The following is a 12,114-nucleotide window of genomic DNA, read 5'->3' as shown; positions in this document are numbered from 1 at the left end:
ACCGGCGAACAATGTCAGAGCAACAAAATATAGAATATAAACAGTCATGGAGGGATGAATACCTGAAATGGGTTTGCGGTTTTGCCAATGCTCAGGGCGGTAAAAATATATATCGGTATCGATGATAAGGGCATGGTGACCGGAGTGGATGATTACAAGAAACTGATGGACGACCTGCCGAATAAGATCGTCAATCATTTGGGGCTTGTCGTGGATGTCAATCTGCATGAGAAAGAAGGCAAACGCTACATCGAGGTTGTTGTTCCGGTGAGCACTGTGCCGATTTCCTATCATGGTATTTACCATTACCGGAGCGGTAGTACAAAACAGGAGTTGAAAGGGATTGCCTTACAGGATTTTCTGTACAAAAAACTTGGTAGAACTTGGGATGATACGATAGTTGACGGTGCGACTTTGCAGGACATAAATGAAAGTGCAATAACGTCTTTTTTGAAAGCCAGTATCAAAAGTGGGCGTATCTACCACAATGCCGACGAGGATGACTTGCTTACCTTGTTGCAGAACCTGGATTTGATAACACCGGAAAGCAAACTAAGGGCAGCCACCGTCCTTTTGTTCGGCAAAAGGCCACAACGTTATTTTATACATAGCTATTTCAAAATCGGAAAATTCGGCGCGTCTGATGCAGACCTTCAGTTTCAGGATACGGTCGAGGGAAATATCTTTGAGATGGTGGATAGGGTTATGCAGTTGCTTAAAGATAGATACCTGATTTCGCCCATTTCTTATGAGGGCATACAACGGATTGAAAAGCTGGAATATCCCGAAGCGGCATTAAGGGAAGCTATATTAAACGCCATCGTACATAAAGATTATACCGATACTACCATCCAGCTTAGCGTGTATGATGATAAACTGATATTGTGGAATCCGGGAAAGTTGCCGGTTGACATTCCTTTGGAAAGATTGACCAAGAAGCACCCCTCCCGTCCGAGAAACAAGCATATCGCAGAGGCATTTTTCCGTGCCGGTTATATTGAATCCTGGGGACGGGGCATTGAGAAAATACTGACCGCTTTTCAGCAAGCCGGAATGCCTGAGCCGATATTTGAGGAATCTTGGGGCGGACTTATGGTTACGTTCCGGAAAGATATTTATACAGAGGAATATCTGCAAAATCTCAATCTAAGTAAAAGGCAGATTAAAGCCTTATTGTATGTCAAAAAGCAAGGCGAACTGACGAATGCAAATTATCAGGCAATAAATGAGATAAGCAAACCGGTGGCAACGAGAGATTTGACCGATTTAGTTAATCGTGGATTGATTGTGAAAGTGGGTTCTACTGGTAAAGGCACTAAGTATGTCTTAGGAAGTATTTCATAAACTGTGTCAGATCTCTTTAAATTAGGACTCATCGGCGACTGATATTTTTTCTGATACAGTCGGGTAAAGTTACCGGAGTTGCAAAAAATATTGGTCGACGATGAGAACATTAGTCTTAGATATTTAGTTTAAGTCGTTCGCTAAAGATAATGGATAGCTGAGCAAGGGTCTGGTTCCAGTTGTGAACAGGCTTGTTCCACTTCGAAGTAATATTCTCCTGTACCAGAAATAGCAGTTTCATCAATGCGTCTTCGCTTTGAAAAGCCCCCTTGGTCTTGGTGACGGCCCTCAGCTGACGATGAAAACCCTCTATGATATTGGTGGTATACATAATGCGGCGTATCTCCTTAACGTATTGAAAGTAATTACTAAGGCGCGGCCAGTTCTTGCGCCACGATTCAATTACTTTTGGATAGCGTTGACCCCAGTTGACAGCCAGTTGCTCCAGGTTACGTTCTGCCTGTTCCTTTGTAGTAGCCTTGTACACCGTCTGTAAATCCTTCATAAAAGGTTTTACATCCTTGTAGGAAAGATATTTTTGAGAGTTGCGAATCTGATGAACAACACAAAGTTGTATTTCAGTCTGCGGGAAAATGCTTTCGATGGCTTCGGCAAAGCCCGGTAAATTATCAATGCAGGCAATAAAAATGTCTTCGATACCGCGATTCTGAAGATCGGTAAGCACCTGCAGCCAGAATTTAGAGCCTTCGTTCTCGCCGATATACATGCCCAGCAGCTCCTTAAAGCCTTCCTGATTTAGGCCGATAACGCAGTATACAGCCCGGTTAACCACACGGCCTTCATGCCTGACTTTGTAATGGATCGCGTCCAGCCATACAAACGGATAAACACGCTCCAGAGGCCGACTTCGCCATTCCTGAATCAAGGGCAGTATCTTGTCCGTTACACGGCTAATGGTGGCAGGAGATATGTCCAGATCGTACATCTCGCTGAGATGATCACGGATATCGCTGTAGCTCGCCCCACGGGCGTATAAAGCGATGATCTGACGGTCCAGATCCACCCCCAGCGTCTTTTGACGCTTACCAATAATCTCGGGTTCAAATGTGCCGTTGCGATCACGGGGAGTCTCGATCTCCACCTTACCCACGCTTGTCCTCACCTGTTTTTTACCCTTGCCGTTTTTACGGTTAGGTTCATCCTGGCTCTCCAAATGAGCCTCCAGTTCCCCTGTGAGAGCTTCTTCCAGAAACTCCTTCAGTAAGGGGGTAAAAACGCCTTCCTTGCCCAGCAGCGTCTCGCCCTTCTTCAAACGGCTCGCCGCCTGCTTCTTGAAGGCTTCAAAGTCAAATGGTTGTTTCTCTTGATTTTCCATATGTGTCATTTTTAAAGTTAGTTAACTTCAAACTGACACAGTTTGTGGAATACTCTCATGTCTTACCGCTTAAAGGGCTCGCAAACGGCTCAGATGGTTCGCAAAACACCAAATCGACACTTTTACCTTTTGGATAGAGACACCACCAATATTGGGATTTATTGACACCCCAAAGGCAAACTGTCTACTCCTTTGCAGCCTAAACCGTTAATTATCCACTCAGTAACTGTCATCGTCAAGTTTATTGAGCCATCATTATTCATTCAGTGAGTACCTTCTTTCCCGTTCTATAAAGGCTGCTTCACCACCTTCCAAAATCTCGCATACGTGTTCTTTGATGCCCATTTGATTCAGTATACCGGGACTGCCAGAAGATCTAAATGTGTTTTCCAGTGACCCCGAAATGTACTCAAACCTATATGCAGCGTTGTCTTTCCCGGCATCTTGCCCCTCTTGGTTTGCGACAATCACATTTTCCGAATCCGTAGGAACAACGATATTGGCATTATGGGTAACGATAATTATTTGCCTTTCTACCTTTTTCTGCTTTATAAAATCTTTCAGTTCGGTGTAGACTGTCCGGTTATCCAGATTGTCTTCGGGTTGGTCTATTAATATCGGATAATCAGCATTGCTAAGGTGTAAAATGAGAAACAATAATATCATTCCCTTTTTGCCTGGCGACATTCTCAAAATATCTTCTCCGCCCTGTGATAATTCATAGCTCACAGAAAAATAATCGTCAAAAAGACTTGTGGTTATGTTTTGGATTGTGCCTCCCTGATTAAAACGGATGTTGTTGGTTGCCGGGTCAAGAATCTTATTAAAAATATCCTTGAAATTTTCTGCGTGAGTGTCTTTGTCAAAAATGTAGTTGTTGTTTCCATCGAAGTATGCCCCAAAAATATTGAAGAAATAACTTTGTTTGTTGACAAAAGATGTACATGCCCCCGCAAACCGCTGTGTGTCAAAATCAAGTTGTGCCTTCAGTTTTATTTTTTTTTCGGCACTAATTTCAGAGTAGTCGGGTTTACTGTTTATTTCTGTCACTACCTTATTGTAAGATTCCAATAGACGGGAGTATGCTTCGATTATTTTGTCATATTCCTGCACAATGGCGCTGTTGGTCGCCGCAAGTGTTTGCTCCAGCTCGTTGATTTGCTCCACTACCGACTGCTCATCAGCTATTTCCTGCTGTAACGACTGAAGTTTATCCCGGTTTGATATTTTATCCAAATATGGCTGGATTTTACGGTCGTACTGGCTGATCCTGTCAGTGGTAAGGGTAATTAGGCGATCGATCTTTTGACCGAATTTTTGGGCTTGGTCAATAAGTTCTGTAAATACGGCATTAATCGCCCCTTTGTCGGCATCCACCTGCAACGGGAAGCGCCGCCCAATGAACGGATGCAGCATGAATTTGGCAGAAGCCAAACGGGAATAACTATCTAATGAGGTCTCCACACTTGCCATTAGCTTATGTAGTTCTGTCGGATATTCTGTTTGGTAAATGGCTTTTAAGTGTTGAAGCGAAACGAACCTGTCCTGATGAATCTTCCTGTTTTTCTCAAGGCGTTCAAAATTACGCTCATCCTCTTCCGAAAATCCCGCTATGTTTCTCAGTCCGGCCAGTTCCCTGTTTTTCTCATCAATGTTCCGAAGCCGTGCGGACTTGTCGCCTTTGCCCTTTATATCCTCCAATATACTGGCATAACTCCCTTTTAGTTGAAAAAACTGTGTTATAGCTGTATTTAGGTCAATTTTCGCTATATCCTGCTCTTTTTTAAGCTCCTTTAGAAACGCACTAAAAGTATCCTTTTCTTCAAGAAATGATTGAATGAGGGTTTTTAATCCTTCTTTGCCTCGTTTTTCTGCAAGAAAGTTTATATACATCTGGGGAATGTAGGTAATCTGCCTGCTTTTTTCTCCGGTAGGTTGCCTTAGCTTGTAGATTGTACCGTCTCCCCATTTCACTTCAAAATCAAAGGTGGGGTTATTATCGAAATCATACCCTGCATCTATTCCGGGTTCCGCCAGTTTCTTTTTTACCTGTTCTGGGTCTATTGTCTTTGCTATATAGTAAAGCAAAAGGGACTTCCCGGAAGATTTACCACCTATTATTGTATTAAGTTTATCGTTTATCTCAATACCAGTAGGGGGAAACGTTGAATCTCCCGTGGCCGGAACAAACTTTACCTCGTCAATAATCAGGTAATCCTTTTTTTGTTCAGGCTGATCTTCCTGTATCCTTACCCTGGAAGTGGGTTCATAAAGGGTTTGACGGAGACCGTTGAATGTGGGGTCTGATTTTATCCAGCAATACCGTTTCAGGTCAGGTTCAAATATTTTGCTGTTTTCATGAGCATCTGAACCATGAAAACATGGCATTAACCCCAAACATTTTCTTTTAACTTCTTCTATCGGATCAACACCCAATCCCGAAAAATATTTCGCGTCCTTGTCACTACCTGAAAAAATCGCCTCAGAAAACCGATAGATAGCCTGACGGGTAGCATCAAGTGCAGTGTACTTTGCACCTTCTATTAATTCATAATGATTTCTTAAACCCGAAGCTCCATCGGTTGAGCTATTGGCAACGATTATTAGTGAGTTGTTCCGCAATTCAGGATCTTCTTTGAATAAACTTTTCAAATCACTCACAGAAACCATATACTGCATTATCGCTTCCTTAATGGCAGTTTCTTCCGGTAGGGAAGAATCGTTTTTGTGTGTTCGCCCTAACTCGATCAAGTCTGCTCTTGAAGCCGAATATGAGCGGCTTCCGTTATCAAATTTTAGCTTATGCAAAAAACGCTCCCGAATTTTGTCATCAAAGGAGGGGTTGAAAAGACAGTGAATATTAATTGCGATGCTACTTCCCGTAACGGGTAAAAGACGTAATTCAATATTGGGAATAATAAGGGGTATCTGTTTTGTGATAGTTCCGTCATTCACGAACCCTTTAAACTTAAAATAATTATCAATACAGGTATAGTCGGTAACACCGATAACGGCAATTTCTCCGGGATATGAATTAATGTCGCGGATATAGTTTTTCCATTTATCCTCAATGGAACCTCCCTTAAACTGGTCATTCTTTTTGGTTCCCGGCGTATGTATATGTAAATCCCATCTTCTCCAACAGGAGCCTTTTCTATATGGATTGGTTGACATGGTCTTATAGTTCAATAAACATAGTTTCTACGATCAAAGCAAACTGATTTTAGTAGTTATGCGTTGATTTGCCAATAAAGATATAAATAAAGTTTTTCTATATAAAGCTGGACTTAACACAATAAGATTGTTGCATTTTTACATATGGTGCTGGTTTTAAAACTGTCAACTACTTTTTCAATGAGCGTGATTCGGGCATGCCCCGTTGGGTCGGGTCATTGCAGGGTACGCTCCGCTTCCGTCCCGGCATGGCCGTGACCGGCGTTTACCGCCGCCTTACATCCCCCTCATGCTTTATTGTTCCAGCTTTGTCCAGTTTCCAAAGACCGTACACGGACACCAGCCTGCTACAGCATTTTCCAATTCGAAAGGGCAAAAAGTACAGCGAAGCTAATGGCGGTGGCTGCCCTGCGAGCGCATAATGGCTGCGCTCCGCTTGCCACCCTCTGGGACTTATAGCTCTCCGGTTGCCCGCTCGCCATTGGCCGGAGGGCTTTCTTTTTTCTCCTTTTTTCTTTTGGAAAACGCCCTTTGGAGCGGCGGATGAAAAAAGAGAAACAGTAAAAAATGGCTAACAGCATAATCATGGGGAAACCTTTTACACCGGAACGATTGGCGGCGATCCGCCGGATGCGCAGGGCAAGGCGGTTATATAAACAGCAGCCCCTTTTTGCCTACCATATCCTTTGCGGGATATATCCCGGTTACAGCTACGAGGAATTTATGGATGACCTCCGCTACCGCAGGCCGCCCAGACGCAGGAGGGGCAGAAACAACCTGGTTCGCTATGGCAGATATGCCCGCATGGTGCAGCTTGCAGATCGCTATTAAAAAACGGGCAATGCCGAAGAAGCCCTGCAGGCCATGCGGTTGAGGCGGAACATGACAAAGCCATATCGGGTAATGGTCAAAGTGGAAAAGGTGAGGCTCGAATACATCTTTTCCCCGCTTGTACCCATCCGCCACATTGAAGAGCTGGTAGGGAGGTTAGCAGCTTGCGGGAGTGAAAACGAAGCGGACGGCATCGTGCGGGACTTTAGAAAAACGGTACATATTGGTTGAACAATTAAAATGAATCGACATGAAGATGGCAGATTTAATCCAGTTGGTGCAGGGCATGCCGCCCGGCACGGTGTTTTTTGTAGGTCTGGCGATAAGGCTCATAATCGGTATGCGCCAGTTCAACCGCAGGGGCGTTGGCGGCTTGCAACACTTCAATAATTATTTTGTCGGTCTGTTTACCCTTATCGTGGAATGGGTACTGAAATGGGGCGCTGCGGCCTTGATGGTTTGGGGGCTATGGGGATGGATCGTAAAGTAGTGGATAACGGGGTAGTATTATGCAAAAAAGTGCCGAATAGCAACACCTTCGCGAAATATTACTTCTGCTTTCGCTCTTTTAATCTAAGCCGCCAGCCTTGCCAAACGTGCCAAATCCTCCAAGAAAGAGTTCAATATTTGTTCGTTAGGGGCTACCATACCGGAAAGGTGAAAAAAATCTTCACTTTTCCGGTTTTTTATTTGGTGTAAGTTGCTGTTTATCAAATAGATGTAATTAGCAACGCTGTTCAGCCGGGGAGTTCGATATTGCGAACCATCAAAAGTGATTTTTTCCGGAAATATCGAACTTATTATCGTACGCCTGTCCGTAACCGTTCCCTTGTCAAACATAACGTCTATATTGGTCAGTGTCTGGATAGCCTTATCGAGCGACTTTTCTATACTGCCCACAGATACCGTGTTTGATTTCTCGGCAAGCTGTCCCTCCAGCTTGGCCAGCCTGTCTTCGCACTCTTTCTTGATCTCTTTGTAATCGCCCACATCAATCGCTTCACTTTATTTATTATTTACCGTACTTGTCATTTCCGCATGTTCAAAGGAGGAGGGATATGGCTCTTTTAATCTCAAAGATGGGCAAGAGGTAGAACTACTGGTAAGTCACCGCTATGGAGCGGTCGGTGATATTCCTTTACTATTGCCACAAAATGAATCTCCACAACTACCACTTTCTGGATTTGACGATAGGGAAGCTGGCTATACTTATAGAGTGAAAGCGAAGATGGTTGCTTACAAAGGCCCCCAAATGATGGACGGAGGCCCCATGAGCCATCTTAAGTTTATCAAAGTTATCAGCAAAGAGAAATATGAGGGTAACGAACCTTTTGAATTATCCATTGTGCGGTCGATTGTGCCTGGGCCGGACTTAATATGGCTTCAAAAAGAAGAAGACAGCTACCTGTATCTTCTCGACACCGGAGCCAAGATGAAACTCACCTACACGGATGAAGAGGTAGGAGAACGGTTAGCTGAAATTTGGGAATACAATCAGGCGAATTTTCGATATGATAACTCACCGACAGTGTTGGAATCCAAGTGGAAATCCATTCGTGTGACTGTCACCCACGACCCCGAAAATTTTGGAAAGGCTTATTTAGTGTCACATGTTGAGCTTACCGAATAGACTATAGTTCAGTTTAAACCATTTAAACTTTACCGTTCGGCTTACCATTGTTCCATCCCGTTGAATATGCGGTAAGCCGAACATACATAAAAAGGAACTTTCGCACAGAATCCATGAAGAAAAAGAAGATGGCTATGGTTGTAGGCCAAGTAAAGATAGACGAGGAAGACCATGGAAAAAATCATTACACAACGAGAATTAATATCCAAATACTAGTGATGCGTTAAGTTTTTAAAATTCATTGTAAAGCATTGTATATAAATATATTATAGTCGTTCTTTGATTTTTTGATTTGAATTGACCTGTAGATTTGCCGCCTTAAAATGCGGCTATGAATTCAGGGAAGTATGTTTTTGCCCAGCTTCTGCAATTTGTTGACAGGTACGAGTTCGACAAATGCGTGGCGAAGTACGATGGTGATTTCCGGACAAGGGGTTTCAACTGTTGGAACCAGTTCATCCAGTTGTTTTTCGGCCAGCTTACCTCGCGCAATTCGCTCCGGGATATCTGCGTATGCTTGAAAGCGCATAAGAATAAGCTGTATCACCTCGGGATCCGGAAATATGTCAACCAATCGACACTGTCAAGGGCGAACGAAGGGCGTGACCAGCGGATTTTCTCGGATTTCGGGAACTACCTGATCAGTAAAGTAAGGCCCATGTACAGCGAGCAGGGCATTTTGGGGGTGGATATTTCAAACGAGATGTTTGCGTTGGATTCCACGACCATATCGCTCAGCCTGAAACTATTCGGATGGGCACCCGGCAAATACTCACGCGGAGCGGTCAAAGTACACACCCTATTGGATCTCAGGGGAAGTATTCCGGCATTTATCCTAATCACCGATGGGAAATACCATGACAGCAACTCGCTGGACATCCTGATCCCCATCCCAGAGGCGATATATGTAATGGATAAAGCTTACGTTGATTTCGCAGCTTTGCACAATATCGATGTTTGCGGCGCATACTTTATCACCAGGGCCAAATCTTCCATGGATTTCTCCGTTGTTGAAAATAATCCCAATATCGATCCACGGACAGGGCTGCTTGCCGACCGTACCATCATACTGAACGGGTACAAGTCCAAAAAGCTGTATCCCGGCCAATTAAGGCTGGTGGAATACTACGACAGTGACAAAGAAGTCGAACTGGCATTCCTTACCAACAACTTCGAGGTATCCGCTCTTGAAGTAGCTCGGCTTTACCGCCACAGGTGGCAGATTGAAGTGTTCTTCAAATGGATAAAGCAGAACCTGGTCATAAAATCCTTATGGGGGCATTCTGAAAATGCGGTCAACACCCATGTCTGGATAGCCATTTGTACCTATCTTATCGTAGCCATGGTCAAGCATAACCTGAAAAGCACGCTCTCCATTTACGAAATCATGCAGATCCTCGGAATCTCGGCGTTTGATAAAACACCGCTAAAGGATCTAATCGCTCAGGATCAAAAAAATCAAAGTGTCAAAGAACAAAAATTGTTAAACTTATTTGATGCAAAAAGTTAACGCATCAGTACTAATATCCAAATAAAGTCCGTATACCAAAAGACGTATCCTAAACCGTACTGCATGGCATCCCACCGAACAAAGGTGAAATAGTGACCAATCCCCCTTTGAATCCCCCCGAACATTGCTCCATACAAATACGTTTGATATGGCGCAGATACTCACAAGCTATTCGGACAGGGAGTTTAAGGAAATCCTATCCGAGCATGTAAAGGAGGCCGTTAGAGAGGCACTCCACGGGGAAACGGCAGAAAAGCCGACCCCACCCCACAGAACATAGGTTACAGGACAAGAGCCGAGACACGGCTCATGCTCGGCGTGGCCTATTCCACCATGCACTATTGGGAAAAGGCGGGCATCCTCGTACCTCGACGCATCGGCCGAAAGGTCTATTACTCGGACGAGGCCATCCGCGATGCTCTTGCAAAGAGCGGAAAGGGGGGTAAATGATGGTATATCGAAACAATGATATGGTGATATATCCAGCTATTCCGTTAGCTACCTATCCAACCCGACAGCTAAGTAGCAACCCCGACCAAAAGCAGGTGTCCAATCGGAAAGATTTTTGGAAAGACCACGGGAAAGACACGCAATCCGCCGTCAGTTCTCCAAAGGTAGACCTTTGTCGCTCTGTAGGGAGCAAGTTTATTTTTTTGCAATGCAAAAAACCGTTTCCCCACGCTCCGCGGTGTGGGGAACGGCGGATGCTCCCGATGGTCGCAGTCCGTAAACTTGGGGAGGTTCGCCAATGAAAAAATTAGCGAAAGAAAAAGGCACGGACGGAAAAACACGCAAGCGTGGCCGTCCGAAAAAAGCCATCACACGAAGCGTTTCGCTCGTGGTACGGATAACCCCAACCGAACGTTTGGCGATTGCAGGGAAAGCGAGAAATGCAGGCATGCGGATAAGCGATTGGTTCCGGCAGTCCGCAAAGGTTGCCGTGATAAGACCGAGGCTGTCAGAAGAAGAAACAGGCTACCTGCGCACGTTGTCGGGCATGGCGAACAACTTAAACCAGCTGACCAAGCTTGCGCACAAGGGAGGGCTTGTGTCAATCATGGCGAATCTGCGCGGATTACTCAGTGAGGTGGAGCGGTTAATGGAAAGGATTGGCAGGGATGATAGCTAAGGTTATTACGGGCAAGAGTTTCGGCGGTTGCGTCCGTTACCTGTTGGAACGTGAACAGTCCTTTGTCCTGGATTCGGCAGGCGTTAGGAATTACAACATCAAGGCGATTATTGCAGACCTAAACGCACAGCGAAAGATGCGCCCACAGCTTGGCAATGCCGTAGGGCATACCGTGCTTAGCTGGAGCAACGAGGACTGGGATAAGCTTACCGTTGAGAAGATGGCGGAACATGCAAGGGAATACATGGAAAAGATGGGCATCAAGAACACGCAATACGTGACCGTGCTGCATGAGGACAAGAAACATCCGCATCTGCACATCGTATACAATCGAGTGGGCAACGATGGAAAGACAATAGGCAATTTCAACCATTGGCACAAGAGCCGAAAGGTGTGCAGGGAGATGACCGAGCGTTATGGTTACCATCTCGGCAAGGGAAAGTCAAAAGTGAACAGGCAGGCACTTCGGGGCAATGACAGATTGCGCTATGCCATACACGATGCCCTTAAATCCATCATGGCAAAAGCCACCACATGGAAGCAGGTGGAGATGAAGTTGCTACATTTGTCTGGAGACTTTTAGGGTAGAATTTTTAACTTTAAAAGTCAGTAGTTATTATGGGAAAAACACCAAGAGTATTTGATGATCAATTTAAGTGGATGGCGATTGAGTTATTCTATGTAAACAGTAACATCATCTTTTCTCAAATTCCGCGATGATACCGCCTCCAACTTCTATTTCCAATATCTTGTCGTTCAGGCGGATGATTTCAAAGGCGTTAGAAACCCCATCGGATCCAATGACAACCAGCTTTCTTCGATCCAGTGTCAGGGTGTACTGAGCTGTCATGGATAACGTGTTTTTGCACACTTCATCCAGCTCAAAATGATTGACGTTCATTACGCCTTCGGCGCTGAATTCGTAACAGGTTTTCTTTTCACAGTCGTTTGCAGGTTGCTGTACAGCACCATCAGATGTCGTTGTTTTTGTGATATACCATTTACCTACAATCAGCTCGGCATTTGTCGGTTCAGGTATGGGTTCTTTGTCTTTTCCACAAGCACCGACAACGATGAAAAAAAACACAAAAACACTGATTTTTAATATATTGCAGTAAATATTCTTCATTTCTGTAGCGTTCATTTTTAAAAAAGATAAA

General features: G+C 44.5%; 13 protein-coding genes. 9 read left to right on the top strand and 4 right to left on the bottom strand.

The window, feature by feature from the left end:
- Positions 1-87 precede the first annotated feature (87 nt).
- Positions 88-1,344 (top strand): ATP-binding protein, encoded by a 1,257-nt coding sequence (locus tag G5B00_RS03390; RefSeq protein ID WP_205966278.1) that lies wholly within the window; start codon positions 88-90, stop codon positions 1,342-1,344.
- 115 nt (positions 1,345-1,459) lie between these two features.
- Here the strand turns inward: G5B00_RS03390 and G5B00_RS03385 are convergent, their stop codons facing one another.
- Both G5B00_RS03385 and G5B00_RS03380 read right to left on the bottom strand, forming a co-directional pair.
- On the bottom strand, positions 1,460-2,680 hold the full coding sequence (locus tag G5B00_RS03385; protein ID WP_163871842.1) for an IS256 family transposase: 1,221 nt from the start codon (positions 2,678-2,680) through the stop codon (positions 1,460-1,462).
- A gap of 255 nt (positions 2,681-2,935) precedes the next feature.
- Positions 2,936-5,854 carry a TrlF family AAA-like ATPase gene (locus tag G5B00_RS03380; RefSeq protein ID WP_163871841.1) on the bottom strand — a complete coding sequence of 973 codons (2,919 nt, stop codon included), beginning with the start codon at positions 5,852-5,854 and terminating at the stop codon, positions 2,936-2,938.
- A gap of 567 nt (positions 5,855-6,421) precedes the next feature.
- Here G5B00_RS03380 and G5B00_RS03375 point away from each other — a divergent pair.
- Genes G5B00_RS03375 through G5B00_RS03365 form a run of 3 tightly spaced genes read left to right on the top strand, consistent with a single transcriptional unit; the run spans position 6,422 to position 7,175 of the window.
- Positions 6,422-6,685 (top strand): hypothetical protein, encoded by a 264-nt coding sequence (locus tag G5B00_RS03375; protein ID WP_163871840.1) that lies wholly within the window; start codon positions 6,422-6,424, stop codon positions 6,683-6,685.
- 51 nt (positions 6,686-6,736) lie between these two features.
- A complete protein-coding gene (locus G5B00_RS03370) occupies positions 6,737-6,916 on the top strand; it encodes a hypothetical protein (RefSeq protein ID WP_163871839.1) in 180 nt (59 codons plus the stop codon).
- Positions 6,917-6,935: 19 nt separating this feature from the next.
- Complete coding sequence (locus G5B00_RS03365; RefSeq protein WP_163871838.1) at positions 6,936-7,175, top strand: hypothetical protein; 240 nt, start codon at positions 6,936-6,938, stop codon at positions 7,173-7,175.
- A gap of 83 nt (positions 7,176-7,258) precedes the next feature.
- On the opposite strand, the gene G5B00_RS03360 is transcribed toward G5B00_RS03365, so the two are convergent.
- Entirely contained in the window at positions 7,259-7,675 is a 417-nt protein-coding gene (locus tag G5B00_RS03360; protein WP_163871837.1) for a hypothetical protein, read from the bottom strand.
- Between the two features lie 226 nt (positions 7,676-7,901).
- Between G5B00_RS03360 and G5B00_RS03355 the strand changes: the two genes are divergently transcribed.
- The 5 genes from G5B00_RS03355 (at position 7,902) to G5B00_RS03335 (ending at position 11,537) form a co-directional block, all read left to right on the top strand.
- The gene (locus G5B00_RS03355; RefSeq protein WP_163871836.1) at positions 7,902-8,315 is read left to right on the top strand and encodes a hypothetical protein; all 414 of its coding nucleotides are present in this window, start codon (positions 7,902-7,904) and stop codon (positions 8,313-8,315) included.
- A 331-nt stretch (positions 8,316-8,646) separates the two neighbouring features.
- Entirely contained in the window at positions 8,647-9,825 is a 1,179-nt protein-coding gene (locus G5B00_RS03350; RefSeq protein ID WP_163871835.1) for an IS4 family transposase, read from the top strand.
- 309 nt (positions 9,826-10,134) lie between these two features.
- Positions 10,135-10,275 (top strand): MerR family transcriptional regulator, encoded by a 141-nt coding sequence (locus G5B00_RS18375; protein ID WP_410510759.1) that lies wholly within the window; start codon positions 10,135-10,137, stop codon positions 10,273-10,275.
- A 298-nt stretch (positions 10,276-10,573) separates the two neighbouring features.
- The gene (locus G5B00_RS03340; RefSeq protein WP_163871833.1) at positions 10,574-10,954 is read left to right on the top strand and encodes a MobC family plasmid mobilization relaxosome protein; all 381 of its coding nucleotides are present in this window, start codon (positions 10,574-10,576) and stop codon (positions 10,952-10,954) included.
- Positions 10,944-11,537, top strand: coding sequence for a relaxase/mobilization nuclease domain-containing protein (locus G5B00_RS03335; RefSeq protein ID WP_163871832.1), 594 nt, complete (start codon positions 10,944-10,946; stop codon positions 11,535-11,537). Before G5B00_RS03340 ends, G5B00_RS03335 begins: the two co-directional genes overlap by 11 nt.
- 111 nt (positions 11,538-11,648) lie before the next feature.
- Here the strand turns inward: G5B00_RS03335 and G5B00_RS03330 are convergent, their stop codons facing one another.
- Entirely contained in the window at positions 11,649-12,098 is a 450-nt protein-coding gene (locus G5B00_RS03330) for a lipocalin family protein (RefSeq protein ID WP_163871831.1), read from the bottom strand.
- Positions 12,099-12,114 lie beyond the last annotated feature (16 nt).

Origin of the sequence: Parapedobacter sp. SGR-10, assembly GCF_011030405.1 — a bacterium.
Classification (GTDB): Bacteria; Bacteroidota; Bacteroidia; order Sphingobacteriales; family Sphingobacteriaceae; genus Sphingobacterium.
Note: the sequence above shows the minus strand (reverse complement) of the source record. Positions and strands in the feature narration are given on the sequence as shown.

Excerpts from the sequence above, each read along its gene's own strand:
- G5B00_RS03370 (WP_163871839.1), top strand. The coding sequence starts at position 6,737 with ATGACAAAGCCATATCGGGTAATGGTCAAAGTGGAAAAGGTGAGGCTC.
- G5B00_RS03375 (WP_163871840.1), top strand. The coding sequence starts at position 6,422 with ATGGCTAACAGCATAATCATGGGGAAACCTTTTACACCGGAACGATTG.
- G5B00_RS03335 (WP_163871832.1), top strand. The coding sequence starts at position 10,944 with ATGATAGCTAAGGTTATTACGGGCAAGAGTTTCGGCGGTTGCGTCCGT.
- G5B00_RS03380 (WP_163871841.1), bottom strand. The coding sequence starts at position 5,854 with ATGTCAACCAATCCATATAGAAAAGGCTCCTGTTGGAGAAGATGGGAT.
- G5B00_RS03385 (WP_163871842.1), bottom strand. The coding sequence starts at position 2,680 with ATGGAAAATCAAGAGAAACAACCATTTGACTTTGAAGCCTTCAAGAAG.
- G5B00_RS03340 (WP_163871833.1), top strand. The coding sequence starts at position 10,574 with ATGAAAAAATTAGCGAAAGAAAAAGGCACGGACGGAAAAACACGCAAG.
- G5B00_RS18375 (WP_410510759.1), top strand. The coding sequence starts at position 10,135 with ATGCTCGGCGTGGCCTATTCCACCATGCACTATTGGGAAAAGGCGGGC.
- G5B00_RS03365 (WP_163871838.1), top strand. The coding sequence starts at position 6,936 with ATGAAGATGGCAGATTTAATCCAGTTGGTGCAGGGCATGCCGCCCGGC.
- G5B00_RS03330 (WP_163871831.1), bottom strand. The coding sequence starts at position 12,098 with ATGAACGCTACAGAAATGAAGAATATTTACTGCAATATATTAAAAATC.
- G5B00_RS03350 (WP_163871835.1), top strand. The coding sequence starts at position 8,647 with ATGAATTCAGGGAAGTATGTTTTTGCCCAGCTTCTGCAATTTGTTGAC.
- G5B00_RS03390 (WP_205966278.1), top strand. The coding sequence starts at position 88 with ATGCTCAGGGCGGTAAAAATATATATCGGTATCGATGATAAGGGCATG.